At 68.9% G+C, this 26,304-nt stretch carries 22 protein-coding genes and 1 pseudogene; 7 read left to right on the top strand and 16 right to left on the bottom strand.

Annotation, left to right across the window (positions count from 1 at the left end; genetic code table 11):
* Positions 1-31: 31 nt before the first annotated feature.
* The 3 genes from SK803_RS07475 to SK803_RS07465 are packed head-to-tail and all read right to left on the bottom strand — an operon-like array spanning position 32 to position 3,033.
* Positions 32-1,495 (bottom strand): tripartite tricarboxylate transporter permease, encoded by a 1,464-nt coding sequence (locus SK803_RS07475; protein WP_319965050.1) that lies wholly within the window; start codon positions 1,493-1,495, stop codon positions 32-34.
* Between the two features lie 54 nt (positions 1,496-1,549).
* Positions 1,550-2,068 carry a tripartite tricarboxylate transporter TctB family protein gene (locus tag SK803_RS07470; protein ID WP_319965033.1) on the bottom strand — a complete coding sequence of 173 codons (519 nt, stop codon included), beginning with the start codon at positions 2,066-2,068 and terminating at the stop codon, positions 1,550-1,552.
* On the bottom strand, positions 2,065-3,033 hold the full coding sequence (locus SK803_RS07465) for a Bug family tripartite tricarboxylate transporter substrate binding protein (RefSeq protein WP_319965049.1): 969 nt from the start codon (positions 3,031-3,033) through the stop codon (positions 2,065-2,067). Before SK803_RS07465 ends, SK803_RS07470 begins: the two co-directional genes overlap by 4 nt.
* Positions 3,034-3,163: 130 nt before the next feature.
* Here SK803_RS07465 and SK803_RS07460 point away from each other — a divergent pair, with 130 nt between their 5' ends.
* Together SK803_RS07460 and SK803_RS07455 are read left to right on the top strand one after the other, a co-directional pair.
* A complete protein-coding gene (locus tag SK803_RS07460) occupies positions 3,164-4,699 on the top strand; it encodes a sensor histidine kinase (RefSeq protein WP_319965032.1) in 1,536 nt (511 codons plus the stop codon).
* Positions 4,696-5,367, top strand: a complete 672-nt coding sequence (locus SK803_RS07455; protein ID WP_319965031.1) for a response regulator — start codon at positions 4,696-4,698, stop codon at positions 5,365-5,367. The genes SK803_RS07460 and SK803_RS07455 overlap by 4 nt, the downstream gene beginning before the upstream one ends.
* Here the strand turns inward: SK803_RS07455 and arfB are convergent.
* From arfB to SK803_RS07425, 6 genes and pseudogenes are all read right to left on the bottom strand, one after another.
* The gene (gene arfB / locus SK803_RS07450) at positions 5,350-5,778 is read right to left on the bottom strand and encodes an alternative ribosome rescue aminoacyl-tRNA hydrolase ArfB (RefSeq protein WP_319965030.1); all 429 of its coding nucleotides are present in this window, start codon (positions 5,776-5,778) and stop codon (positions 5,350-5,352) included. The genes SK803_RS07455 and arfB overlap by 18 nt on opposite strands.
* 684 nt (positions 5,779-6,462) lie before the next feature.
* A pseudogene (locus SK803_RS46705) lies at positions 6,463-6,921 on the bottom strand (SigE family RNA polymerase sigma factor); the annotation flags it as partial.
* Between the two features lie 54 nt (positions 6,922-6,975).
* Positions 6,976-8,037, bottom strand: coding sequence for a phosphoribosylformylglycinamidine cyclo-ligase (purM, locus tag SK803_RS07440; RefSeq protein ID WP_319965028.1), 1,062 nt, complete (start codon positions 8,035-8,037; stop codon positions 6,976-6,978).
* A gap of 48 nt (positions 8,038-8,085) precedes the next feature.
* Positions 8,086-9,591, bottom strand: coding sequence for an amidophosphoribosyltransferase (purF, locus tag SK803_RS07435; protein ID WP_319965027.1), 1,506 nt, complete (start codon positions 9,589-9,591; stop codon positions 8,086-8,088).
* Between the two features lie 192 nt (positions 9,592-9,783).
* Positions 9,784-10,107 carry a hypothetical protein gene (locus SK803_RS07430; RefSeq protein ID WP_319965026.1) on the bottom strand — a complete coding sequence of 108 codons (324 nt, stop codon included), beginning with the start codon at positions 10,105-10,107 and terminating at the stop codon, positions 9,784-9,786.
* Complete coding sequence (locus tag SK803_RS07425; RefSeq protein WP_319965025.1) at positions 10,107-10,853, bottom strand: maleylpyruvate isomerase N-terminal domain-containing protein; 747 nt, start codon at positions 10,851-10,853, stop codon at positions 10,107-10,109. The genes SK803_RS07430 and SK803_RS07425 overlap by 1 nt, the downstream gene beginning before the upstream one ends.
* A gap of 95 nt (positions 10,854-10,948) precedes the next feature.
* Here SK803_RS07425 and SK803_RS07420 point away from each other — a divergent pair, with 95 nt between their 5' ends.
* Positions 10,949-11,272: a type VII secretion target gene (locus SK803_RS07420; RefSeq protein ID WP_319965024.1), complete on the top strand. Its 324-nt coding sequence runs from the start codon at positions 10,949-10,951 to the stop codon at positions 11,270-11,272.
* Entirely contained in the window at positions 11,269-13,239 is a 1,971-nt protein-coding gene (locus tag SK803_RS07415; protein WP_319965023.1) for an alpha/beta hydrolase, read from the top strand. The genes SK803_RS07420 and SK803_RS07415 overlap by 4 nt, the downstream gene beginning before the upstream one ends.
* Here SK803_RS07415 and SK803_RS07410 read toward each other — a convergent pair.
* Positions 13,236-13,583 carry a sterol carrier family protein gene (locus SK803_RS07410; protein WP_406601496.1) on the bottom strand — a complete coding sequence of 116 codons (348 nt, stop codon included), beginning with the start codon at positions 13,581-13,583 and terminating at the stop codon, positions 13,236-13,238. The two genes, SK803_RS07415 and SK803_RS07410, sit on opposite strands and share 4 nt — an antisense overlap.
* Positions 13,584-13,674: 91 nt before the next feature.
* On the opposite strand from SK803_RS07410, the gene SK803_RS07405 reads away from it, so the two are divergent.
* A complete protein-coding gene (locus tag SK803_RS07405) occupies positions 13,675-15,192 on the top strand; it encodes a hypothetical protein (RefSeq protein WP_319965021.1) in 1,518 nt (505 codons plus the stop codon).
* Positions 15,189-16,868: an FtsK/SpoIIIE domain-containing protein gene (locus tag SK803_RS07400; protein WP_319965020.1), complete on the top strand. Its 1,680-nt coding sequence runs from the start codon at positions 15,189-15,191 to the stop codon at positions 16,866-16,868. The genes SK803_RS07405 and SK803_RS07400 overlap by 4 nt, the downstream gene beginning before the upstream one ends.
* Here the strand turns inward: SK803_RS07400 and SK803_RS07395 are convergent.
* The 5 genes from SK803_RS07395 to SK803_RS07375 all read right to left on the bottom strand — a co-directional run bounded on the left by SK803_RS07395 (position 16,863) and on the right by SK803_RS07375 (position 21,709).
* Positions 16,863-18,443, bottom strand: coding sequence for a glycosyl hydrolase family 28-related protein (locus tag SK803_RS07395; RefSeq protein WP_319965019.1), 1,581 nt, complete (start codon positions 18,441-18,443; stop codon positions 16,863-16,865). The genes SK803_RS07400 and SK803_RS07395 overlap by 6 nt on opposite strands.
* A 119-nt stretch (positions 18,444-18,562) precedes the next feature.
* Positions 18,563-19,369, bottom strand: a complete 807-nt coding sequence (locus tag SK803_RS07390; RefSeq protein ID WP_319965018.1) for an ESX secretion-associated protein EspG — start codon at positions 19,367-19,369, stop codon at positions 18,563-18,565.
* Positions 19,366-20,616: a PPE domain-containing protein gene (locus SK803_RS07385; protein ID WP_319965017.1), complete on the bottom strand. Its 1,251-nt coding sequence runs from the start codon at positions 20,614-20,616 to the stop codon at positions 19,366-19,368. Before SK803_RS07385 ends, SK803_RS07390 begins: the two co-directional genes overlap by 4 nt.
* Positions 20,617-20,630: 14 nt before the next feature.
* Positions 20,631-20,999: a transcriptional regulator gene (locus SK803_RS07380; RefSeq protein ID WP_319965016.1), complete on the bottom strand. Its 369-nt coding sequence runs from the start codon at positions 20,997-20,999 to the stop codon at positions 20,631-20,633.
* A gap of 116 nt (positions 21,000-21,115) precedes the next feature.
* Entirely contained in the window at positions 21,116-21,709 is a 594-nt protein-coding gene (locus SK803_RS07375) for a DUF3558 domain-containing protein (protein ID WP_319965015.1), read from the bottom strand.
* A gap of 150 nt (positions 21,710-21,859) precedes the next feature.
* Here SK803_RS07375 and SK803_RS07370 point away from each other — a divergent pair, with 150 nt between their 5' ends.
* Entirely contained in the window at positions 21,860-24,505 is a 2,646-nt protein-coding gene (locus SK803_RS07370; RefSeq protein WP_319965014.1) for a glycoside hydrolase family 2 protein, read from the top strand.
* Here SK803_RS07370 and SK803_RS07365 read toward each other — a convergent pair.
* Positions 24,498-26,297, bottom strand: coding sequence for a glycoside hydrolase family 15 protein (locus SK803_RS07365; protein ID WP_319965013.1), 1,800 nt, complete (start codon positions 26,295-26,297; stop codon positions 24,498-24,500). The genes SK803_RS07370 and SK803_RS07365 overlap by 8 nt on opposite strands.
* Between the last annotated feature and the right edge of the window lie 7 nt (positions 26,298-26,304).

The following is a 26,304-nucleotide window of genomic DNA, read 5'->3' as shown; positions in this document are numbered from 1 at the left end:
CAGCTGAGCGGGGGCCTTCGTCACGACGCGATCAGGCGTCGACCTTCTCGCGGTCCGGCGTCGGCGCGGCGGGAGGCGCGGGATTCGGCAGGAACTTCCTGATCAGCGGGAAGAACAGGATCACCAGGACGACCACGTAGACGATGATCGCCATCGGCGTGTTCACCAGGCCCGTCAGGGAACCGTCGGAGAGCTGCAACGCGCGGCGCATCTGCTGTTCCGCGGCCGGGCCGAGGATCACGCCGATGATCGCCGGCAGCACCGGAAGGCCGTAGCGGCGCATCGCGAAGCCCAGCAGGCCGATCACGAACATCAGCAGCAGGTCGAAGATGTCCGCGTTCACCGCGTACGCGCCCACCGAAGCGAAGAACAGGATGCCCGCGTAGAGGTACGGCCGCGGGATCCGCAGCAGCTTCGCCCACAGCGGCGCCAGCGGCAGGTTCAGCACCAGCAGCAGCGTCAGGCCGATGAACAGCGACGCGATCAGCGCCCACACCAGGCCGGCTTCACGCTGGAACAGCAGCGGACCGGGCTGGATGCCGTACTGCTGGAACGCCGCCAGCATCACGGCCGCGACCGCGGTGGTCGGCAGGCCCAGCGTCAGCATCGTGACCAGGGTGCCGGCGGCTGACGCGGAGGCCGTGGACTCCGGGCCCGCGACGCCCTCGATGGCGCCCTTGCCGAACTCGTCCTTGTGCTTGGAGAGCCGCTTCTCCGTCACGTAGGACAGGAAGGTCGGGATCTCCGCGCCACCGGCCGGAATCGCGCCGAACGGGAAGCCGATCACCGGGCCGCGCAGCCACGGCTTCCAGGTGCGCTTCAGGTCCGCCTTCGACAGCCACGGACGACCGACGGGGATCGGCACGAACGGCTTGCGGCGCAGGTGAGCCGCCACCCACAGGGCCTCGCCGACCGCGAACAACGCCACCGCCACGACGATCACGTCGATGCCGTCGGCCAGGTGCAGCGAGCCGAACGTCAGGCGCTGCTGGCCGGTCATCTCGTCGAGCCCGACCAGGCCGAGCGTCAGGCCGATGAGCAACGACGCCACGCCGCGGATCCGGGAGGCGCCGAGGACCGAGGTCACCGCGATGAAGGCCAGCACCATGATCGCGAACAGGTCGGGCGCACCGATGTCGACCGCGTGCCTGGCCACGAACGGCGCCAGCAGGACGATCAGGATCGTGCCGATGATGCCGCCGGTGAAGTGGCCGATGGCGGCGGCGGCAAGCGCTTGCGCACCACGTCCCTTGCGGGCCATGGGATTGCCTTCGAAGGCGGTGACCACCGCGGCGCTTTCGCCCGGTGTGTTCAGCAGGATCGAGGTCGTCGAGCCGCCGAACATGCCGCCGTAGTAGATGCCGGCGAACATGATGAACGCGCCGGTCGGTTCCATGCCGTAGGTGACGGGGAGCAGCAGTGCGACCGCCATGGCCGGGCCGATGCCGGGCAGGACGCCGATCGCGGTGCCGAGCAGCACACCGATCGCCGCCATGAGCAGATGTGTCGGCGTCAGCGCCGTCGCGAAGCCGTCGAGCAGTTGTTCCACCTAGAACACCTCCATCAACGGGCCACCGGGCAGGGGGACGCCGAGCAGGTTGTTGAAGATCAGGAAGGTCGCGATCGACATGCCGGCCGCGATCAACGGGTCGCGCACCAGGTTGCGGCTGCCGAGCGCGTAGGCCGCGCCCCAGAACAGGATCGCGCCGGAGATCGGGAACCCGACCACGCCGATCAGCACGGCGTTGGCGAGGAAAGCCCCGCACAGCAGCAGAACCGTGCGCATGTCGGCCGGTGCGGTCAGGTCGACGTCCTCGCCGCCCTCCGCCTCGCCACGACCGCCGCGCAGCACGTCACGGGCCAGCAGCGCGGCCACGAGCAGCAGCAGCGAGCCGACCAGGATCGGCACCGCCTTCGGGCCGACCGGGCCGCGCTGGGCGAAGTCCGTGGGGATGCGCAGCGCGTCGGTCAGCACCAGCACGCCGAGCACGACCAGCAGGGCGCAGATGCCCAGCTCGGAGCGTTCGCGGAGCCACGCCCTGGCTCCAGTCCTCGTCTCGGTCGTCATGCCAGCCCCAAGTCCTTCAGCACCGTTGCCACCCGCTTGTTCTCGTTTTCCAGGAAGGTCTTGAACTCGTCCCCCGGTGCGAAGGCGTCGGTCCAGCCGTTGCGCTGCAACGCTTCCGCCCACTGCGGCGTCTTCTGGAGCCGCGCGAACACGTCGACCAGCTTGTCGCGGTCGGTCTGCGTGATGCCCGGCGGCGCGACGATGCCCCGCCAGTTGGTGAACTCGACTTCCACGCCGGCCTGCTTGAGCGTCGGCGCGTCGATGCCCTGGATGCGGTCCTTGCTCGTCACCGCGAGCACCCGCAACGTGCCGGCCTGGATCTGGTCGCGGTACTCGCCGACGCCGGAGACGCCGAACGCGACCTTGCCGCCCAGGACGCTGGCGAGCAGTTCGCCGCCGCCGTCGAACGGGATGTAGTTGACGGTCTTCGGTTGCAGGCCCACGGCCTTCGCGATCAGCATCGGCGCCAGGTGGTCGGGCCCGCCGGGAGCCGAGCCGCCGCCGACGGTCACGGTGCCGGGGTTGGCCTTCCACGCGTCCACGAGTTGTTGCATCGACGTGTACGGCGAGTCCTTCGCGACCACGACGATGTCCGGTTCCTCGATCAGCTTCGCGATCGGGGTGGTGTCGAGCAGCGAGTTCGGCGACTTGTTCGTGTACACCGCGCCCACGACGCCCAGGCCCATAGACATGATCAGCTTGCCGTTGCCGCGTTCGCCGACCGTGCGGCCGAGTCCGACCGTGCCGCCGGCGCCGGGGAGGTTGAACACCTCGGCGTTGCGCAGCAGGTCAGCGTCTTCCATGGCCTTCGCCGCGGTCCTGGCGGTGATGTCGTACCCGCCGCCGGGCGCGTTCGGCACGAGCACCCGCAGCGCCCTCACCTGGTTCGTGTCGCCGCTGTCCGCACCCGGCGTCAGCAGCGGTGGCACCAGCAGGACGGCGAGCAACGCCGTCGCCACCGCCACCCACACCTTCACCGACACTGTGATCCCCGCCTCTCGTCCGCGTGGTTCGACATGTTGCTCTGGTGTAAACCTTGATGTCGCTCTTGCGCTTCTAAGGTTTCTTTCGGTCTTTCTGGTCACGGGAGGTTTCATGCGTCGCCGCCGTTCCCTGGCCAGCCAACTTCTCGTGTGGCAACTCGTAGTCGTCACCTTGCTACTGTGCGCGGTCGGCGCGCTGACTGTCGTCCAGACGGGCAGCAACTTTCGCTCCAACGAGGAACGCAGGATGCTGTCGGTCGCGGAGACCGTCGCCGCGAACTCGCTGGTCCAGGAGCAGATGGGCAACTGGCGGCTGCTGTCCGCGCCCGCCGAGACGGCCCGCAGCCTGTCCGGCGCCACCTACGTGCTGATCCTCAACGCCAAGCGGCTCGTGATCGCCTCGCCGGACCCCGCCCAGATCGGGTCCACTCTGGACACCGGGACCACCGCGCTGGAGGGCAGGTCGTGGACGGGAACGGTCGGCGACTCGATCGAGGCGCACGTGCCGGTGTTCGACCCGATCAGCCGCCGCGTGAACGGCATGGTGATCGCGGGCGCGGAGAACCCCGGGATCTTCGCCGGAGCGTTGGAGCAGCCCGTCGACGTGCTGCGCTACCTGGCGATCGCGCTGCTCATCGGCGTCACCGGCTCGTTGCTGCTGGCCCGCCGGGTGAAGAACCAGACGCTCGGCCTGGAGCCGCACGAGATCACCGCGCTGGTCGAGAACCGCGAGGCGTTGCTGCACGGCATCCGGGAGGGCGTCGTCGGCCTCGACGGGCAGAACCGGATCATGCTGGTCAACGACCACGCGAGCGATCTGCTGGCGTTGCCGGAGGACGCCGTCGGCCGCTCGGTCGAGGAGCTGGAGCTCAACGACCGGCTGCGCGACGTGCTGACCGGCCGTGCGACCGGTGTCGACCAGCTGGTGCTGCGGCAGGGCGTCGTGCTCACGTTGAACCGCATGCCGATCGAGGGCGCCGGCGCCGTCGTGACGTTGCGAGACCGCACGGAACTCCTTGCGCTGCAACACGAACTCGACGCCTCGCAGCACGCGACGGACACGCTGCGGGCGCAGGCGCACGAGTTCGCGAACCGGCTGCACACGATCGCCGGGCTGATCGCTTTGAAGGAGTACGACGAGGTCACCAACTACATTCACCAGATCAGCTCGGCGCAGGACCAGTGGCGGGCCGAGGTCAGCTCGTCGATCGGCGACCCCGCCGTGGCCGCGCTGCTGATCGCCAAGGCGTCGCTCGCGGCCGAACGCGGCACGGAGCTGAGGCTGGGGCCGGACAGCGTGCTGGGCCGCGTGGACGAGGCGTTGTCGGCGGATCTGGTGATGGTGCTGGGAAATCTCGTCGACAACGCGTTGGACGCGCTGAGCTCGCTGAGCGCCAACGGAGCCGGCAAGTGGATCGAGGTAGGTGTGATGCAGTTGGACGACGAGGTCCAGGTCGTGGTGCGTGACTCGGGTCCCGGGGTGGCGCCGGAACTGGCGGAAGAGGTGTTCCGGCACGGGTTCACGACCAAGGCGGCATCGCATGGCGAACGCGGCATCGGACTCGCGTTGATCAGGCGGGCGTGCCTGCGGCGCGGAGGTTCGGTGAGCGTTTCCGGCTCCGTCTTCACCGCAAGGCTGCCCTGGTGATCCGGGTGCTCGTCGTCGACGACGACTTCATGGTGGCCAAGGTGCACAGCGGATATGTCGCGCGCACAGAGGGTTTCGAGGTCGTCGGGGTCGCGCACACCGGCGGTGACGCGTTGCGGCTGGTGTCGTCGCTGAAGCCGGATCTGGTGCTGCTCGACATCTACCTGCCGGACGTCAGCGGACTGGACGTGCTGAAGTCGTTGCGCGCCAACGAGGACGTGGACGTCATCGTGATCACCGCGGCGACCGACGTCGACACCGTGCGCAGTGCGATGCGCGGCGGGGTGCTGCACTACCTGATCAAGCCGTTCGACTACTCGGCTCTGCGTGACCAGCTCGCGCACTTCGCGTCGTTGCGGGACAAGCTGCACCGGCTGGACTCGGCCGGACAGGCGGACGTGGATCAGGTGTTCGGCGCGCGGCCGTCCTCGAAGCCGTTGCTGCCCAAGGGTTTGACGCCGGAGACCGCGCGACTCGTGGAGGGTGCGCTGCGGGCACGTCCGGACGGGTTGTCGGCCTCGGAGTGCGCTTCGTCAACGGGGGTGGCTCGCGTAAGTGCGCGGCGGTACCTGGAGCACTTCGTGTCGATGGGACGGGCCGAGGTTCGGTTGCGGTACGGCGGAACCGGTCGCCCGGAACGGATCTACGCGCTAGTCCCAGGAGCCTGAACGGCCGCGGCCGCGTTTCGTGTCCGCGCGGCGCTTCTTCGACGCGATGCGGCGTTCCTGCGAACCCTTGGTGGGCTTCGTCGGCCTGCGCATCGGCGGTGGCGGAGCGGCCGCGCTGCGCAGGATCGCGGCGAGGCGTTCACGGGCGGCGGCGCGGTTCTGCAACTGCGCGCGGTGCTCGGACGCGGCGATCGTGAGCACGCCGTCGACCAGCCGGCCTTCCAGGCGGTCGAGCATCCGGCGCTTGAGGTGCTCCGGGATCGACGGCGAGGCAGCCAGGTCGAACGAGAGCTCCACGCGGCTGTCCGCCGTGTTCACTCCCTGCCCGCCCGGCCCACCTGACCTGGAAAAACGTTCGCGCAACTCAGACGCCGGCAGCACCAGCGTCCGAGTCACGGTCACGTCGTTCATGCCTCCAGGTTAGAAGGTCAGGCCCGGAAGTGTCGCGATCTTTATCAGCGCCTCGCGGTCGAGCACGGGTTCCGGCCGCTGCGGCTCGCCCAGCAGGTCGACCTTGCCCCAGAACGAGGGGTTGAACCTGCCGATGTTGTCGCTGGTCACCTGAACGTGGGTGCCGTCAGGGCGCCACGCCTCCGCCATCAGCACCTTCTGCGTCGTCGCTCCCGGCACCGCGGCCGGCGCGATGGTGACCTTGATGCCGTTGCGCTCGTACGTCTGGCATTGGGTGACCGGGTCGTTGCAGTCGCCGGTGCTGCGCCGGGGCTCGCGGTCGAGCCAGATCGTGACGCCACCGACGCCCTGCGCGTCACGCAACCGCGCCGCCGCCCAGCTCTTGCTGTCGCGACTGCGGAACTCGAACGCCGGCGCCTGGATCTCCGCGACGTCCTCCACCGCGAAACCGGGTGGGACGACGTTCGCCTCGCGCAGCACCCTGGTCAGCTCGGCGTTGTGGTTCACCTGCAGGACCGGCTGGGCGGCGTTCTCCTGCGGACGAGCCAGGAAGGCCACACCTCCGAGCGAGAACACCAGCAGCACGGTCAACGCGGTCGCGATCGCCGTGCGCCGGCGCGCCAGCCGGGACCTGCCCGCCCTGATGACGTCGGCAGTGTGGATCTTCGATGCGGGCTCGTCCTCCAGCAGTTCGCGCAACGCCGCGAGCCCCTTGGCCGCCTGACTCTTCACCGTGCCCTCCGTCCTGCCGAGGATGCGGGCGGTCTCGGTGACGCTCAGGTCCTCCCAGTACCGCAGGACGACGACAGCGCGTTGCCCCGGTGGCAACGCGCCGAGCGCCCGGCGCAGGTCGAAGTCCGCGGAGTCGTCCGAGACGGCGAGTTCGGGCACGGCGTCGACGGTCCGTTCACGCGCGAAGAACCCGCGGCGCTGCTCGTCGATGGCGGTGTGCACCAGCACTTTGCGGGCGTAGGCGTCGACGCTGTCCTGGCGCACGCGTGACCAGGCCACGTACATCTTGGTCAACGCGGTCTGGACGATGTCCTCCGCGCGATGCCAGTCGCCGCACAGCAGGTACGCGGTGCGGCGCATGACGAGAGCGCGTGCGTCGACGAACTCCCCGAACTCGCGGTCGCGGTCCAAGTGCCCCCTCCTCGGTCGCCGCTTAGTACGCGGCGACCACCTCAGGAGGTTGCCTCAGAAACGCGGGTGGTCGCCGACGAGTGCGGCGCCGCCCTCGGGCGACTTGGTGATCTCGCCCAGGACCCACGCCGGCACGTGGCGTGCGGTCAGGACGGCCAGTGCGCGGTCGACGTCCTCGGGCGCGACGACGGCGACCATGCCGACGCCCATGTTGAACGCCTTCTCCATCTCCTCGCGCTCCACGCGGCCGCGCTGGGCGATGAGCTGGAAGATCGGCGCGGGCGTCCAGGTGCCGCGGTCGAGCTTCGCGTGCAGGCCCTCCGGCAGCACGCGGGCCAGGTTCGCGGCGAGGCCACCACCGGTGACGTGCGAGAACCCGCGGACTTCCGTCTCGGCGATCAGCGCGAGGCAGTCCTTGGCGTAGATCTTGGTCGGCTCCAGCATCTCCTCGCCGAGGGTGCGGCCGAACTCCTCGACGTGACCCTCGAGCGGCATGCGCGCGATCTCCAGCAGCACGTGCCTGGCGAGCGAGTAGCCGTTGGAGTGCAGGCCGGACGAGCCCATCGCGATCACGACGTCGCCGTCGCGGACCCGGTCGGGGCCGAGCAGCTTGGACTGCTCGACCACGCCGACGCCGGTGCCGGAGATGTCGTAGTCGTCGTCGCCCATCAGGCCGGGGTGCTCGGCCGTCTCGCCGCCGAGCAACGCGCAACCGGCCTGGACACAGCCCTCGGCGATGCCCTTGACCAGCGACGCGATCCGGTCGGGAACGACCTTGCCGACCGCGATGTAGTCCTGCATGAACAACGGCTCGGCACCGCACACGACCAGGTCGTCCACGACCATCGCGACCAGGTCGATGCCGACCGTGTCGTGCTTGTCGAGCGCCTGGGCGATCGCGATCTTGGTGCCGACGCCGTCCGTGGAGGAGGCGAGGATCGGTTCCTTCCAGCGGTCGAGCTTGAGCTGGAACAGGCCGGCGAACCCGCCGATGCCACCGAGCACCTCGGGCCGATGCGCCTTGGCCGCCCACGGCTTGAGCTTCTCCACCGCCTCGTCACCTGCGGCGATACTGACTCCGGCGGCGGCGTAGGTGGCCTTGGCGCTGTCGGTCACGTCAACTTCTTCCACTTGGTTCTGGGAGGCTCAGGGACGCACCCAAAATCAGGGGCGTCGGAGTGCGTCCTCGGCACCATAGCCGTTGGCCAGAACGGGGGCGGCTGAGCCCGCCACGCCCTTGAGGCCCTCGAGCAGGTGCTTGCCGATGAGCGCGTCCGGCGGCAGTTCGATCGGGTACTCGCCGTCGAAGCACGCAGAGCACAGCCTCGTCTTGGGCTGCTCGGTCGCGGCGATGAGCTGCTCGAGCGACACGTACCCGAGCGAGTCAGCGCCGACCGACCGGCGGATGCCGTCGTCGTCCAGGCCGTTCGCGATGAGCTCCGCCCGTGAGGCGAAGTCGATGCCGTAGAAGCACGGCCACTTGACCGGCGGCGACGCGATCCGCACGTGCACCTCGAGCGCACCGGCCTCGCGCAGCATGCGGACGAGGGCGCGCTGGGTGTTGCCGCGCACGATCGAGTCGTCGACGACGACCAGCCGCTTGCCGCGGATGACGTCGCGCAACGGGTTCAGCTTCAGCCGGATGCCCAGCTGACGGATGGTCTGCGACGGCTGGATGAACGTCCGGCCGACGTAGGCGTTCTTGACCAGGCCCGACCCGTACGGAATGCCGCTGGCCTGCGCGTATCCGATCGCGGCCGGCGTGCCGGACTCCGGCACCGGGATCACCAGGTCGGCCTCGACCGGGTGCTCCTTGGCGAGCCGGCGGCCGATCTCGACGCGGGTGGCGTGCACCCCGCGCCCGGAGATCGTCGTGTCCGGCCGCGCCAGGTAGACGTACTCGAAGATGCAGCCCTTGGGCTCGGGGGTCGCGAACCGGCTGGACCGCAGTCCGTCCTCGTCGATCGCGATGAGCTCACCGGGCTCGACCTCGCGCACGAAGCTCGCGCCCACGATGTCGAGCGCCGCGGTCTCGCTCGCCACGACCCAGCCGCGGTCGAGCCGGCCGAGCACCAGCGGGCGGACGCCGTGCGGGTCACGCGCCGCGTACAGCGTGGACTCGTCGGAGAAGGTCAGGCAGTAGGCGCCCTTGACCGTGGGGAGCAGCTCCAGAGCGGCCTGCTCGATGCCCTTGTCGGCCGCCGCGTGGGCCAGCAGCGCGGTGAGGATGTCCGAGTCGGTCGTGGCGCCGTTGCGGCTGGAGATGCCGAGTTCCTTGACCTTCTCCAGCAACTCGGCGGTGTTCACCAGGTTGCCGTTGTGACCGAGGCTGAGCCCCGACCCGGCGGCCGTGGTCCGGAACGTGGGCTGCGCGTTCTCCCAGGTCGTGGAGCCGGTGGTGGAGTAACGGCAGTGCCCGACGGCCACGTGGCCCTTGAGCGACTGCAGGACCTGCTCGTCGAAGACCTGGCTCACGAGTCCGAGGTCCTTGAAGACGACGACCTGGGACCCGTCACCGACGGAGATGCCCGCTGCCTCCTGGCCGCGGTGCTGCAGGGCGTAGAGCCCGTAGTAGGTCATCTTGGAGACGTCTTCACCGGGAGCCCAGACGCCGAAGACGCCGCACTCCTCACGGGGTTCCTGTTCGGACTGGGAATGGTCGTCGACCACCGAATTGGCTCCCTCACGATGGGGCTGGCTGCAACCCGAGTGTAAGTGGAGCAACGGGTGAACTACCCCCTCCAGACCCCTGGTGAGGTGATGAAACTCATGCCATCCGGCACTTCGAGAGCTGCAGCGGGATCCCGTTGAGGTACGAAAGCCGCCGAAGGCTGGCCGCGAGCACCACGACGGTCCTGCGCATCAAGCCTTCTTGCAGCCGCTCAGCTTGGTGTCCTTGGACCAGTGCGCGAACGGGCTGCCTTCCTCCTGCTTGGCCGTGCAGACAACCTCGTCCCCGACGGTCGCGCCACCGCCGACGCGGCTCGGCACCTCGAATTTGGGAGTCAGGCCGTCCTGCCACAGCAGGCCCTTCGGGGGATCGCCCACCAACTCGAGCTCGAAGTACTCGGTCGGGGCGTTGCTCCTGTCGATCGAGACGATCTTGTACCGGAGTTCGCCATCCCACGAGGAAGCGCAGCCGGACAGCGCCAGGCAGCTCAGCAGGACGATCGCGAGCTTGCGCATCAGTGCCCCCGTCCGACCTGGAGGACGTCCAGCACGCGCCGGTCGCCGGTCATCTCCTTGAAGTTCATCCTGTTCCAGAGCCAGAAGTAGACGAGCTCGGCCTCACCGGTCACCTGCGCGTCACCCTCTTCGCCGGGGGCCGCGGCACGGACCTCGGGAACCTCGTCCGCCGCCAGGGAGATCAACCACGACTCCGGCACGTCGGTCGGTCGCACCACGGCGCTGCCGGACACCGTGTTCGGCACGTCGCCGTCGAGCTTCGCCGCGACGATCGTGGTCAGCACCTCGTCGATGCCGTCGGCGCTGAGGTCGGCGTCCGTGGCGACGACCTGCCGGACGACCGTCTGCGCGTCGAACCGGCGCAGCACGGTCTCATGCGCGATCCGGCGGTGCCACACCCAGGCGAGATCAGGCGCAGCCGCCGAGAACGTCCAGACGGGGCGGTTTCCCGGCACAGCCGTCAGAATCTCGCCGGCCGCGGTCAGCTGCAGGTCGAGGTATTCGAGCGGGGCCAGCCCGGCAGGCGGAGGCGGTGGCCGCATCGCGGTGCGGCTGCCGGTGCTCAGGTAGGCGGTGGAGGTCTCCAGGAAGCGTGCGAGGTGCACGACGAGGTCCTGCACGGTCCAGCCAGGACGTGTCGGGACCTCGGCGGTGGGGTCTGCTTCCGTCACTGCCTTGCGGAACATCTCCGCCTGTTCGATGAACACAGCGGTCCACCGCTGGGCCGTCCACCCTGTCTGCACCATGAGCGACATCGTGCCGGAAACGTCCCACGCGTGAGTGGGGAACCGGCCATGATGCTTCTGCGTCGCATGGATCAGAGACCAACCAGGGGGTGGCGATGTTCGGCGTTGAGCCCGAACTGCTGCGCAACGCGTCCAAGGAGTTCGGCAACGGCTCCGACGCGGTGCGCGAGGCAGCGGAGATGATCTCGATGCTCCAGCTCGACGCGGGCGCGTTCGGGGAGGTCGACGCCGCCGCGGAGTTCGCGGACGCCCTGTCGAAGTTCGTCGGCACCCACTCCCAGGACCTGCAGCGTGGTTCCGCCTGGATCACGGACGCGGCCGAGGGCCTGGTGTCGAACGCCGATGCCTACCAGCGCACGGACGAAGATCACGCGGCCGCACTGACGAAGCTCTTCGGGGGACTTGGGGGCGGCAAGTGAGCTACCCGGATCCGGAGAGCCTCTACGGCAAGCTCGCCTCGGGCGACGCAGGCCGCATCGCCGCCGCTGCCGACCCCATTACCGGCGCGATCAGCGCGGTCGGGCGCGCGGGCGAGTCCGTCGCCAACGGTGGCAAGACCGCGGTCAGCAACTGGACCGGCGACGCCGCGACGAAGTTCACCGCGCGCGCCGAACTGTCCGCGCGCGCCGCCAAGGCCGCTGTCGAACGACTCGGTGCGGGTGTCGACATCGTCCAGGCCGCCTCGCGGGCCTATGGCCAGATGCGCGGCGCTGCCGACCAGGCGATCGGCGTGTGGCGCGGCCGCCCGCCCGGCATGGACGAGGCACAGACCCGCCAGCTCGCGAACCAGGTCAACGAACACCTGAACAAGGTGAAGTCGGGCTACGACAACGTTCTGCGCACCTACGCCGGTGCTCTCACCAAGATCCCGCCAGGGTTCGAGGAGTCCGCACGCACGGACTGCGGATGGGACCGCGCCGCCCAGCGCGGTGGTGCGGGCGGTGCGCTTCCTCCGGTTCCGCCGCCGGGCAGCGACCCCAAGGCGGTTGCCGACTGGTGGAAGTCGCTCAGCAAGGACCAGCAGGAAGCGCTCAAGAACACCAAGTACCAGGAGCTCGGCCAGCTCCGCGGGCTGCCGGCGGACGTGCTGAACGACGCCAACCGCAAGCGGATCCCCGAGGACGCGGCGCGGTTCAACGCGGAGAAGGACCAGCTCAAGCAGCAGGTGGCCGACCGGGCACGCGAGCTCGGCGTCGACCCGAACTCGCCGGAAGGCCAGCGCGCTCTGCGCAACGACGCCCAGGGTTCGCAGCTGATGTCGCAGTACGACGAAGCGGCACGTCGGGCGAAGAACGCGGACGACGCGGTCGGTGCCCTGACGAAGGCCGACAACTTGGGCGCTGAGAGTGGCAAGAAGGCGTACGTGCTCGCGTGGAGCCCGGACGGCGCCGGCGCCAAGGAAGGCGCGATCGCCGTCGCGTTCGGCAACCCGGACACCGCGAAGAACCTCGCGGTGTGCGTGCCCGGCACCACGTCCACGCTCAGCAGCTTCGGCCTCGACCAGGCCTCGAACCTCAGCGCGAAGATGGGCCCGGACGGCGCCGCGATCCAGTGGCTCGGCTATGACGCACCGGAGTTCCTGCCCGGTCAGGTGAACGACCCCGCGCAGGCCCGCGAGGGTGGCGCGATCCTCGCGAAGGACGTCGAGGGCTACCGCACCGCGAACCCCAACGCCCACGTCACCGTGATCGGCCACAGCTACGGCAGCACGGTCGTCGGGTACTCCGCCATGGACAACGGCTTGAAGGCGGACGACATCGCGTTCGTCGGCTCACCAGGCGTTGGTGCGTCCAACGTGGACCAGCTGTCGGCCGGCAACGGACACGTCTACGTCGGTGGCACGGAACACGACCCGGTCATCCAGGCGACCAGTGGCGACTGGTTCACCAAGGACGGGTCGTCGACCGGTCCGTACGACTCGTCGTTCGGGGCGAAGACGTTCGGCACGTCCGGCGAGAGCGGTATCGGACACGCCCACTCGTCCTACTACGACAAGGGTTCCGAGTCGCTCGACAACCTCGCGAAGATCGCCAACGGGCACGGCGGCGACGTCAGCGAGCAGCGCTGGCAGGACGCTCCCACGCCGCGTGAGGTGCCCGGTTCGGACCTGCCGGGCGTCGGGCCCGTCATCGACTGGGGTGTCAACACGGGCAAGGAAGTCGTGGACATGGGCGAGGACGTCTGGCGCGGAGGCGGTCAGGTCGTCGACGACATCTCGCAGGGCAACTGGGGCGACGCGGCCGGCCACGCGTGGGACACGACCAAGGAGGTCGCCAGCGATGCCGGGGACGTCGTGGTCGACACCGTGGGCAACGTGGTGGAGGTCGGGCGGGACGTCGTCGACGGTGTCGGCGGTGCGATCAAGACGGTCGGGTCCTGGTTCTAGAAGCGCACGACCGGCAGCAGTTGTGAGAGGTCCGCTCGGGTCCCGGACGCCGTGACCCGGGCGCCGTCCAGGGCGTCGGACCAGGCCAGGTCTCCGGTGGCCAGTTCCAGCCAGGTGCGGGGATCGGTTTCCACCACGTTCGGGGGCGTGCCGCGGGTGTGACGCGGACCTTCGACGCACTGCACGGCGGCGAACGGCGGCACGCGGACTTCCACGGTACGGCCCGGTGCGATCTGTTCGAGGGTGCGCAGGCTCAGCCGGACGGCGGCGGCCAGAACAGGGCGTTCCGGCTGGTCGGCCTCGCCTCGCAGCCAGGGGAGCACGGCCTGCACGGCGGCGCGCATCTCGGCTGGGTCCACGGCTTTGGCTGGCACGTCGCCCACATTAGCGAAGGGGCAGCGGCGGTCCCTGGGCTGTTGGTATATGTGGGCGGTGATGAGGAACTTCGCCGTCGTCGGTCCCGGGCAGGCGACCAGGGAGCGGTTGACGGCGGCTCTCGCGGCCGCGCCGGACCTGGCCGTCTACCGGATCGGGCGGGGTGCCGACCCGTTGCCCGTCGCGGCCACGTTCGATCCGTCCGACCAGTCGGGGTGCCGGAGTCTGCTGGACTGGTTCGAGCGCGGGGCGCCGTCGGGGGCGGTGCTGCTGGTGGACGACTGGGCGTTGTGCGCCGGGCAGGATCCTGGGCTCGGCGGGACGGTGGAGTGGATCGCGGCGTTCGGGCCCGCGCGGGGCGTACAGGTCGTCGTCACGGCGCGGAGGTGGGCTGATGTGCCGGACCGGTTGCGCAAGCACCTGCTCGGTGAGCCGACGGACTTCCTCGCGTTGCACGAGATCGAGGCCGATCTGAGCAACATGTGGCAGCGCAACGACTTCAGGGCCGCCGCCGGGGTCGATGACCGGGGGTGGCCGGTCAACGCCGAGCTCGCGCTGGGCAGTGCCGTGCATCGTGGCACGCCGGACCAGCTGCTGAGTCTGCTGCTGGGCTTCCTGGTCACGCACTCGGCCGACCACGTGCAGTACCTGCTCATCGACGGCGACGGCAGCGGTGTGTTCGAGCCGCTGGCCTTCATGTCCCAGGTCGCGCACACCATGACGCCGGCGGCGGACGACGCGACGGTGGTCCGGTTGCTGGACGCGTTCTACGGCGAGATCAACCGGCGCCAGGAGATCGTGCACACCGCCGGGAAGTTCAAGAGCCTGAACGACTACCGGAAGGCGCTGATGAACGGCGCCCCGCTCGACCCGGTCGCGGAGCTGATCGTCTGCGTGTCGGGCGCGAACGCCTTCATCGCCAGGGAGCCGAAGTTCCTCGCGGCACTGCTGATGGGCATGCGGGCCGGCCGGGTGCTGGGCGTGCACGTCATGTTCGCAGGCGAAGTGCCACAAGGGCTTCCGCACGAACTCCCGGAGTGGCCGCTCGCCACTCCCACCTACGACTTCGCCGAGATGCTGGACGTTCTGCCGGACGTCGCCGGCGGCGGGTTCGCCTACGAGATCATGCTTCCACCGCTGGGCGATCCACTGACGCTGGACATGCTCCCGCCCGGTGCCGTCGGGCTGATCGACAAGCCGTACGAACACCGCATCGACCCGTTCGTCCCGGACTTCACGCCAGAACTGCGGCACGGCGCCATCGTCGGCGCGCCCGGCACCGGCAAGTCCACGACGTTGCGCACGCTCGCGACCGTTCTCGGTGATCTCAGCGCGTACCAGCTGCTCGACGGGCCCGGCGAACCCCTTGACCCGCAACGCCACATCGTCGTCACCGCACGCACCTGGGACCAGGTGCCGCCGTTCATCAGGGACAGCCTGGCGTTCGGCATCGAGCTCCGCCTGGACGACCCGGACACCTCGCTGATCAACGGCCGCAGCGCCGCGCACGTGCCGAACCTGCCCGGCATGGGGCTTTCCGTGCACGACAAGGCCGCCGTCCAGATCGCGGTCACGTGACCGGGCAGATCTACCGCATCGGCCGCGGCACCCCGCCCGAGCCGGTCAACGTGTCGTTCGACCCCGCTGACCACCGCCGCTGCCAGAACCTGCTGACGTGGTTCGAGCGCGGTGGCGAACCCGGCGCGACCCTCCTGATCGACGACTGGAAGCTCTGCGCGGCAAGCCATCCGGGTCTCGCGGACTCCGTGCGCTGGATCGCCGCGACCGCCAGGAACGCCCAGGTGATCATCAGGGCCGGTGCGCTGAGCGACGTGCCGACAGGCCTGCGATCGTTGGTGCGGCTGAACTTCCTCGCTCTGCACGGCCTGAGCACCTTCACCAGGGCCCTCGCGTGGAAGGGCCGGTGGTGGAAGGTTCCGATCGGTCTCGACAGCAACGGCGAGCCGGTCGTCGTCGAGCTCACCCACTTCGTCGACGGCAAGTGGCGCACCGGATCACACCTCAGCGTCACCGCGCCGGACGCGTTCCGGAGCCTGGTGCTGGGCCTGATGACGACCCAGTCGCCCAAGATGTTCCAGGCGATCTTCATCGACGCGCACGACACGGACGTGTTCGCGGGGCTCGACCAGGCACCGCACGTGCAGGCACATCATCGGAACGCGGCACGGAATCCCGGGCGGCTCGCGGACGTGCTGCTGGCCGAGTCCCAGCGCCGGCTCGAGGTCGTCGGCAACACCTGGACGATCTTCCACCACCGCGGCTTCGACCAGGTGCTGCCGCAACTCCTGGTCTGCGTCACCGGGTTCGAGGACATCAAGGCCGCGGAACCTTCGTTCGCCTCCGACCTCGCGATCATCGCCAAAGACGTTGGCCAGTCGGGGATGCAGCTGCTCCTCGACTGCCCGCACGAGGCAGCGGAACTGCAGATCGACGACTGCACGGTGCCCGCGGACCTCGACGAGATGGCTGTGTCGTTGCCGTTGCTGATGCACCAGGACGAGCCGCCGCCGGACTTCTTCACCCTGCACGACATGCCCAACCGGTTCGACCAGCCGCACGCGTGGCGGCCACGCCCGATCGCCATGCAGTACCGGGTCGCGGTGGGCGCGGACGTGTACGGCCAGCCGGTCGAGATCGACCTCAAGTCGAGCGCCCTGCAAGACGGAATGGGACCGCACGGCGAGGTGGTCGCCCCGGCCGAACGACGTGCGGAAGCCCTGCGCGCGTTGGTTCTCGGTCAGATGCTGCGGCACTCGCCGGACGAGCTGCAGGTCGTCCTGATCGCCCTCCACGGCGCCGCGGTGTTCGACGGCCTTGCAGACGCACCGCACGTGCGGGCCGTGGACCTGCTGGAAGACCACGAGCAACGCACCAGGACGCTCGCGGCCAACGGCTACCGGAGCATCTGGGACTATCGCGCGGCCCGGTCCAACGGTGCGGAACTCGGTCCGCTGCCGGAACTCCTCGTCTGCGTGGACGGTCTGGCCGAGGTGCCCCCGGAGTTCCTGGACGTCCTGCGGACACTGGGCCAGGCCGGGCGCACCTACGGCCAGCACCTGCTGCTGTCCGGCCCGGCACCGCTGGGGCTCGACTTCCTGTCGTACCGCCTGGAGCTCACCGGGCAGGGCTGGACCCGACGCATCAGCAGGTCGGTGGAGAACCTGGTGCTCCCCACCGACCTGGACGACGTGACGCGATCGCTGCCAGGAGTGATGCGGGCCGCTAGCTCATGAGCGACGCAACCGCTTCTGCGCGTCGTAAAGGTTGCGAGGCGTGACATCCGTGGTGCCGTAGAGCTCCAGGCGCGAGTTCAACGGCCCGATGAAGTCCGGCTTGTCGATCTGGCCGAAGTCGCGCACCTCGGAGATCGCCACGGTCGCGCTGCACGGAGCGACCTGGTCGATCCGGACGTTGCCGGCGCGCTGGTTCGTCACGGTGACGTTCCAGTGCGCGAACCGGGCGCCGTACAACGGGCCGGCGTTCGCACTGCCGCCGTGCGCACCAACGTTGTTGATGGTGATCTCGGTGCGGACGTTGGCGAACGGCAGACCGCGGTGGGTGTCGAAGACGTCGTGGTCCATGTGGCCGCGAGTCCAGACGTTGCCGCAGGACAGGCCTTCGACGTTCAGGCCGTGGTTGCCCGCGCCCGCCTGCGAGGGTTCCGAAGGCGCCTCGATCACGAACCCGTCGGTCAGGTTGTCGTGGGACTGCTCGCGCGTCGCGTACGCGTGGTGGTGACCGCGGCCGGACACACGCGTGTTCAGCAGCGAGATTCCCTTTGAGGACACCAGGAGGAAGCCGTTGTCGACGTCCTGCACGTGCACGTCGTCGGCCCAGCAGTCCCACGCGCACTGGAACGCGAGACCGTTGTACCCCTTGTCCTGCAGGTGCCTCGGCGTCGGCACCTTGAACATCTCGATCTTGATGCCCTCGACGCCCGCACCCGTGACGACCGGCGCCATCGTGGTCAGCCGCGCCTTCCACTCCGGGCGGATCTCCAGCGGCAACGGCTGCGCGAGCTTGACCCTGTTGCCGCGCACCCACTCCACCCCCACCGGCCACAGGAACGGGAAGTACGACAGGAGCTTGTCCTTGTCGTCCCACTTGTAGGACGTCGTACCGGCGACATCACCGCACATGTGCTTCGGCAGCGAGTACTCGGAGTCGTCCAGCCGCAACAGAACGCGCTGGCCGGCGCGCAGCTTGCGTCCATTCTCGACAGTCACGACGAACGCACCACGTGCCGCCGAACCGGTCACGTTGGTGAGAGTCGACCCCTGCTCCAGCTCGTTGCCCGTCCAGCCCTCGAACGGCCACTTCTTCGCCTTGATCGCGTCGACCAGCGGCTGGTAGCGGTCGCGGTGGCACACCCACACCAGGCCGCCCGACCAGCTCCAGGCCGAGTTCTCCGAGCCGTACCGGCTGCGGTTGATGCCGACGATCTCCTCCAGCGACCGGGTCGCGCAGAAGGTCGTCTTCTTGCTGCCCGCGCCGCGCAGCACCACGTTGTCGTAGCCGATGCGGATGATGTCGTCGATCCGGTAGCGGCCCGGTGGCACGTAGACGGTGCCGCCGCCCAGCCGGCCGACGAACTCGATCGCCTTGTTGATCGCGGCGGAAGCGTCGGCGGAGCCGTCCCGGCGCGCGCCGAAGAACAGCACATTGGCCAGAACAGGCCGGTGAGCAGGCTTTTCGCCCATCCGGTAGCCGGCGTAGGCGATGTTCGGGATCTGCGGGTGGTTGTACGGGTTGGCAACGAACTCCTGCCACAGCGAAGCGGAGGACGCTGCCGAGGCAGTCCCCGTCATCACTGACGTCCCGACCAGTGCGACCCCTGTAGCCAGCAGGAATCGCCGTCTGTCGATGTTCATTTCGCCGTCTCCAAGGGGTCTTGGCCACGGCGGCGGTGGTCAGATCAAACCAGACATCAGCCGCTTGCGGAACGAACCGCTTCGGAGATCAGCTCGTCCACCTGGTGCATCATCCGGCGGGCGTCGGTCGGCGTGAACGTGCTCCACGGCGGCTGGCCGTTCGAGGCACGGCGTTGCTGCAGGTAGCGGCCTTCCTCGGTGTCGAAGAACGCGACCACGCGCTCGGGCCGCCAGCGCTTGCCGTACTTGTCCCTGGCCGCGGCACCGAAGTTCCCGGTGTGCACGATGCCGGTGAACATCTTGATCAACGCCTTGGCGTCGTCCTCGCGCAGGCCGATGCCCCGGAACGCGGCCTCCATCGACTTCGGCGACCCGTCGGTCTGCGAGATCGCCTTCTCGATGTCGGCGCTGGGCAGCGTCACGGACAGGCCCGTGCCGGCGGGGTGGGACGGCAGCATCGAGAGCACCGCGGAGGCGAGCCCGGAGCCCGCCCACGGCTGGAACGTCAGTTGATCGTCCCGCAACGTCGCCAGCGCGCCCCAGTCGCCGTTCGCGACGGCGAGGACCCGCAGGCTGTGCCCGAGCCAGAGGCGGCCGTCCGCCTCCCGCTCTGGCTTGACGAACATGCGCAGCAGTCCGTCCAGTTCGGACGAAAGCCCGCGCGAGTTGCCCAGGCGGCGGTGATCCAACTGCTGGTAGACGCGGTTTTCGAGCTGAATGCGCTCGTCCCGCGTCTTACCGGGAGTGGGAACCTTGAGCACGAGCGGCATGGGACCGACGTTCATCCGGTCCCACAGCACGTCGAACTCCTCGGCGGAGAGAGTGATCGGCTCCCTCTCCGCCGGGCCGCCGAACAAGCTCACTCCGTGAAGCCTCCGATGACGGGCGGCGCGACCATGCGGTCGTCACCGAACACGTCGCCGGTCTCGACCAGGTAGTCCGCTGCCTTGTGCTCGAGGTCGTCCTCGCCCTCGCCCTTCTGGCCGTGCGCACCACCGGCACCCGCACCAGCGGCACCGCCCTTGCCCGCGGCACCCGCGCCGGAGCCGGCGGCACCGCCGCGCATCCCGTCCGGACCGGCACCCATGCCGGACAGGCCGCCGGGCTTCATCGCGTTCTGCTGGCCGGACGTGCCGAGCGAGCCGGACATCGGGCCGAACGCCTTGCCGGAACCGAGCTGACCACCGCGAACGTTGCCGAGCTGACCACCGCGGCCACCACCGGAACCGCCACCGGGCGTGCCCGTGGTCGGCCGGGTGAACACCGGTCCGCCGGGAGGCGTCACGGTGGGCGGCGGGGTCGGCTGCGGAAGGCTCGTCGGCGGCGGCGTGTGGATCGGCGGCGCGGGCGGCGGCGTCGGCTGCGTCCACGACGTGTGCGTGGTGTCCGTGGGAGGAGGCGTCCAGCCGGTCGAGACCTGCTGCGTGGTCGCCGGCGGCGTCGTCCAGGACGGGTTCGTGGTGCCGGTGTTGCCCGACGGCGAGTGCGTGCCGGTCGAGGTGTAGCCGGCCCGCGTGCTGCCGGTGCCGGTGTCGGCGGGCGGCGGCGTGTCGATCACGACCTGAGGAGGCTGCGGGAACTCACCGAGCGTCGAGGAGTTCCAGCGGCTGTCCGACTGGTAGTCCTCCATGACCTTGACGGCCTGGGCCGCGGCGTTGTCCGCGGCGGCTTCCTGCTTCTCGTGGTCCATCTGCTGGCCCACGACGTGCGCCATGCCGACCGGACCCGTGAGCGCGCCGACCGCCATGTCCATGAAGCCGGGCTTCTCGGTGGTGATCGGGACGACCTCGGGCATCTTCTTGCGCGCGTCGGCGATGAACTCGCCCTGCAAGCGCGCGGAGCTCTCCATCGTCGTGGCGCCCTGCTCGGCGAACCCGGCCCACTGGGCCAACGGCGACAGCGCGCCCTGGGCGGCGTCGGCGGCGTCGGACTCCCAGTCCGCGCCCATCTTCGCCAGCCCGGCGTGCAGGTCGGCGTCGATCTGGGCGAGCGTGGCCGCGATCGTCTTCCAGCCCTGCTCCACCGGGATGGAGGCGGAGACGCCAGGACCAGAGTTGATCATCTTGTACAGCTCGGGGTGTGCGTACCCCTGAAAACGGTGGTCAGTCATCGGTCAGCCCCCTCTCAGTCCCGGTCCCGCAGGTGCTTGCCCCACATGGCCTCGTTGTCGCCCTCGGTCTGCCGGTACTGCGCCTCGATCATCGTGAGCTGGCTGATGACCCCGACGAGCTGCTCCCGGTAGAACTTCATCGCGGCGAGCGCCTTCTCCGAGGTCTGCTCGTTGAAGGCCTTCGAGGTCTCACTGCTGATCGGGTCCTGCGCCCACGGCTTCGTGGGGAGCTGCTCGATCGCGTTCTTGATCTTGTTGTCGAACTCGTCGAGCGCGTGCTCGAAGGCTTTCCTCGCCTGCGGAATCGCAGACGGCTCCACCTTGAGCTTGCGCTGACCGAACTCAGGAGGCGACGAGCTGCCGCCACCGTCCGCGAGATACACGGAACACCCTCCTCAGTACGGCCCCCCAGTTTTGGGCCGCGTGTGCATTTGGAACGACTTTAGCTCTGATGCATGACGCGAGTGACCGGTTCCCGGTACAAGCCGGGTACTTCTACTCACTTCTTCGCGAGCACCGCCCCCGCGGCCTCCGCGAGCGGCTTGACCTTCTCGCACGCACTGTCCGCAGTGGCCGAACTACCCCATCCCGCGATCACCGAAACCAGCAACAACTGCTCGTCGTGGGCGTCGAAGTAGATCTCGCACTGGGGAGATCCGGCGCCGGACTCGCCCTTCGCGAGGTAGGCGGGGTAACCGGCGACCTTGAGCTCGGTGAGCTGACTCTCCTTGCCGACCGTCCTCTTCAGCCTGTCGACACCGCCGTTGACCACCGTGTGGATGCCCCAGGTGAAGTTCCGGTCCTCGAAGCTGGTGCCGCACGCCTTGCTGCCCTCGCCGTAGTCCGCGTCGACGGGAGCCGACTGCACGGTGCGGATGGCGAGCGCGGCCTTCGTCTCCGGCGTGACCAGCGAGCACGGGTCCAGCGTCTTCATGTCGACGGCCTTGGGCCTGTCCACCGGCGCAGTCCCGGCCGAAGAACCGGTCGTCGGCGCCGCGCCGGTCTGATCTCCCGCGGAGGGCGTCCCCGGTTGCTGCGAAGAACACCCGGTCAGGACCGCTGCCAGCACGAACGGGACGGCAAGTCGAAGCATGAAGGCAAACGTATCGGATGGCCGGGCACGGAGTGTGGCGAACGATGTGTCCCGCGTCACCCGTAAGGCGCATTGCCGGTGACCTCACAAAAAGGAAACCTTCTTTACGATACCCCGAAGCGCCGCCGCCCCGATGCGTCGAGGAGCGACATGCTGCGCAACCGACCACTACCGACACTGGTCGTGGCGGCGGTGGGCCTGGCCTTGTTGGTGCCAGGAACATCAGCCAACGCGGGTCCCGTGCCCGGCACGGGAGCGGCGCTCAAGGTGGCCGCGAGCCCAGGAACGACCTCCACCATCCCGGACTGGCGCATGCAGTCGAGCGCCACGGCCACGCAGGCCGGCAACGTGATCTCCGGTCCAGCCTATTCGGACGCCGGCTGGCTGACCGTGCCCAAGCGGTCCACCGTGATGGCGGGCCTGATCGCCAACAACAAGTACCCGGACGTCAACTACTCGCAGAACCTCAAGCAGGCCAACCCGAACGACTTCAAGGTGCCGTGGTGGTACCGCAAGGTCTTCCAGGCCGACCCGCAGCCGGGCGTCAACACGTTCCTCAAGCTCAACGGCGGCATCATCTCCCGCGGCGAGATCTGGCTCAACGGCACGAAGGTCGCCGGCACCGACACGGTCGTCGGCGCCTACCCGACGCACGAGTTCAACGTGACCTCGTTGCTGCGCAAGGGCGACAACGCGTTGGCGATCAGGGCGTCGTCGTCCGACCCGCAGAACGACCTGCTGATCCACTTCATCGACTGGGCGCAACTGCCGCCCGACCGCAACCAGGGCATCTTCCGCGACGTGCAGTTCACGCCGAGCGGCCCGGTCTCGCTGCGGAACCTGCGCGTCGACTCCGACCTGCCGCTGCCGAGCCTGAGCAGCGCGAAGATCACCACCAAGGTCGACGCGCGCAACAACACCGGCCAGGCGGTCACCGCCGAGGTCACCGCGACCGTCGCGGGCCAGGTGTTCAAGCAGCAGGTGCAGCTGACCGCGAACCAGACCAAGACCGTCACGTTCACCCAGGACCTGCAGAACCCGCAGGTGTGGTGGCCGTTCCAGATGGGTGCGCAGCCGCTCTACCTGGCCACGCTCGCCGCGAACGTCGGCACCGCCGAGTCCGACACGGCGAAGACGACCTTCGGCGTCCGCGAGGTCACGTCGAGCATCCGCGGCAGCGGCCGGCAGTTCACGATCAACGGCAAGCCGTTCCTGGTCCGCGGTGGCGGCTGGGCGTCGGACCTGTTCCTGCGCACCGACCTGCGCTACATCGAGGACCAGCTCGACCTCGTCAAGGCGATGGGCATGAACACCATCCGGCTGGAGGGCAAGCCGGAGAACGACGAGCTCTACGACTTGGCCGACCGCTTGGGGATCATGCTGCTCACCGGCTGGGAGTGCTGCTCGAAGTGGGAGAAGTACGACACGTTCGACGCCGAGGACAACCGCGTCGCCGGTGAGTCCGCGGAGAGCGAGGCCAAGCGCATCCGCAACCACCCGAGCATGATCGGCTTCATGATCGGCTCCGACGCCGCACCGGGTGCGGGCCTGGAGAAGATCTACCTCGACGCGCTGAAGCGGGCCGAGTGGAACCTGCCGGTCATCTCCTCGGCGAAGAACATCAGCTCACCACAGCTGGGCAACCCCGGCATGAAGATGGACGGCCCGTACTGGTGGGAGCCGCCGGTCTACTGGTTCAACAAGCAGAAGGGTGGCGCGGCGGGCTTCGCGTCCGAGATCGGTCCCGGCGCGACCATCCCGGAGATGGACGAGCTCAAGAAGTTCCTCTCCTCTGGCGAGATCAGCAAGCTGACCGACTACAACGCGACGCAGTACCACCTGTCTCCGTCGTCGACGTTCAACAAGCTCACCTTCTGGGGCACGGCGCTCGACAACCGCTACGGCAAGCCCACCAACGTCGAGGACTTCGTCCGCAAGGCGCAGCTCGCGAACTACGAGACGAACCGCTCGCAGTTCGAGGCGTTCGGCGACAACTTCAACGACTCCAGCAACCCGTCCACGGGCGTCATCTACTGGATGCTCAACAACGCGTGGCCGACCCTGTACTGGCACCTGTACGACTACTACCTCGCCACGGCGGGTTCGTACTTCGGAGCCAAGACGGGCCTGCGTCCGTTGCACGCCCAGTACTCCTACGACGACAAGTCGCTGGCCGTGATGAACACCAGCCTGCAGAACGCGAACAACCACAAGCTGCAGGTCACGCTGTTCAACCTGGACGGCACGCAGAAAGCCGACGAGACGCGCAACGTGAACGCGACGGCCAACGGCCCGACCAAGGTCGGCTCGTTGCCGCAGCCGTCCGGGCTCTCCACCACGTACTTCGTCCGCCTGCTGCTGAAGGACGCGGCCGGCAACGTGGTGGACCGCAACGTCTACTGGCTGTCCACCAAGGCCGACACGCTGAACTACGGCGGCTCCACCTGGTACCACACGCCGCAGTCCGGTTACGCCGACCTGAAGGGCCTCAACACGTTGAAGCCCGGCACGGTGACCTCCACCGTCGCCACCACCCCTGTCGGTGACGACAAGCAGCAGACCACCGTGACGCTGAAGAACACCGGCACCACCGTGGCGTTCTTCGTGCGGGCGTCGCTGCGCAAGGGCCAGGGCGGTGCCGAGGTGCTGCCGACGCAGTGGAGCGACAACTACGTGACGCTGTGGCCCGGCGAGACCCTCACGCTCAAGGCCGAGTACCGCAGCTCGTCGCTCGGTTCCGCGCAGCCCGTCGTGGAGATCTCCGGCCACAACGTGGCGAAGAAGTCCTTCAGCTGAGGTAACGCCGCACGACAACGGATGGTCGCTCGACCGGGGTGCCTCGGTCGAGCGACCACGCCAGCCGCACGTACTGCGCGTGCGTCCAGGCGAGTGGGGTGGCCGAGGTGGTTCCCCGGCCGTCCCACACCTGTTCGGGCAGCATGAGGCCGCTGTTCGCCGTTGCCGCGATCTGGCTGAGTCGCTTGGCGGCACTCGCTTTGTCGTTGAGGAGCAGCTCGTACTCGCCGCGTTCACCGCTCAGCAACGGCCACAGCCGGCCGTACGTGCGGGTCGGCGTCGGCCAGTTGATGCCCCACGGCCTGCCGTCCGCGGTCTCGCCGTAGCCGTCCTGCGTGAACCGGTGCCAGTAGCCCTGTTCCTTCAGCTGCTGGTCCACGACCGCGACGGTGTTGCGGATGACCGGGTCGTCGGCGCGTTTGACGCCGAGCCGCACCAGTTCCAGGAAGCTCGGGTCCACCACGGCCCGCTGGTCGATGTCGGTGGGGTTGTTGTCGCCGAGGTTGTACTTGGTCGGCGCGTCCGGGTTTCCGTCCTTGGTCAGCCGCAGGTAGTACGGCTTGGGCGAGTACGGCCCGGTCTTGGTCGCGGTCCAGCTCTCCACCTTGCGCTGCCACTCGTCGGCGGCGGTGAGGTAGCGGTCGGCGTTCTCCCCGTTGCGCTGCAACAGGTCCGCGAAGCACACCAGACCCGCGACGACCGAGGCGATCGTGGCGGGCGAGTAGCCGTCCTGGTTCTCCCACCGCTCCTGCTCGCTGAACGGCGAGTTCGGGTAGGCGAGCAGGTAGTCGGCCGAGCGGCGCAGTGAGTCCACTGTGGACTTGTCGTGGCGGCCCAGTTGGTGGGCCAGCAGCAGGGGCGCGGCGGTCTGGTCCAGCTGGACCTTGGTCCACACCGGCGTGCCGTCGACCCGCGTGTTCTGCGGCAGGTGGCCGTCGGGCCGCTGTTGCTTCCGGAGCATGAAGTCCAGGGCACGCCCAGCGAACCCGCGATCTCCAGCCGCGATCATGGCCGTGGACACGTGGTAGAGGTCGCGCGGCCACACCAGCGCGTACGGGCCGAGCTCCGGTGCCAGCTCCCGGTCGAACCCGAACGCCCACGGGAAGCTCGGCGAGGCGATCGACGCGCCGGGGTTGGCCTTGTCCTCGGTCGCGGCCAGCACCATCACCGACTGGTCGTAGAGGCGCCGATCCGCCGACTTCGGACGCTTCAGCCCGTCCAGGTAGGTGTGCCAGCCCCGCGCGTACTCCCGCGCCGCCGAGGCGAACCCGCGGTTCAGAGCGGCCTGGGCGACGCCATCGCCGAACCCGACCGCGAACGTGCCTTTCGCGCGTCGCACCGGGTTGGTGGGCAACGAGCCGGCCACGTCGCTGGAACCCTTGATCCGCACGTGGTCGATCGACAACCGGACCGGGCGCTCGGCCCTGACGGACACGTCCGCCAGCACGGCGGCCCGCCGCGGATCGGTGACGTAGGTGATCTCAGCCCGCCAGCCGTCGCCGCGCAGCCGTTGGCGGAACGTCAGCGACCTGTCGTCCGCGGGCTCGGTGTACGCCTGACCGGGCTTTCCGTCGACCAGCAGCCGGGTCTCGCGGGTCGCGGGCGTGCTCAGGTCAGGGTGGAAGATCTCGGACAGGCCCTGGTGGCCGAGCGTGAACCAGACCGGGCTCGCCGTGGACCTGGCCGTACCGAACGCCTGTTTGTCAGCGGGCAGCGGCACTACGTCGGGGGCCGCACGGGCGACCGGAGTCATTGTGACGAGCAGGAGCACGACCAGGGCCAATGACTTCATGGCACTG

The sequence above is a fragment of the Lentzea miocenica genome (assembly GCF_033949945.1).
Lineage (GTDB): Bacteria > Actinomycetota > Actinomycetes > Mycobacteriales > Pseudonocardiaceae > Lentzea > Lentzea miocenica.
Note: the sequence above shows the minus strand (reverse complement) of the source record. Positions and strands in the feature narration are given on the sequence as shown.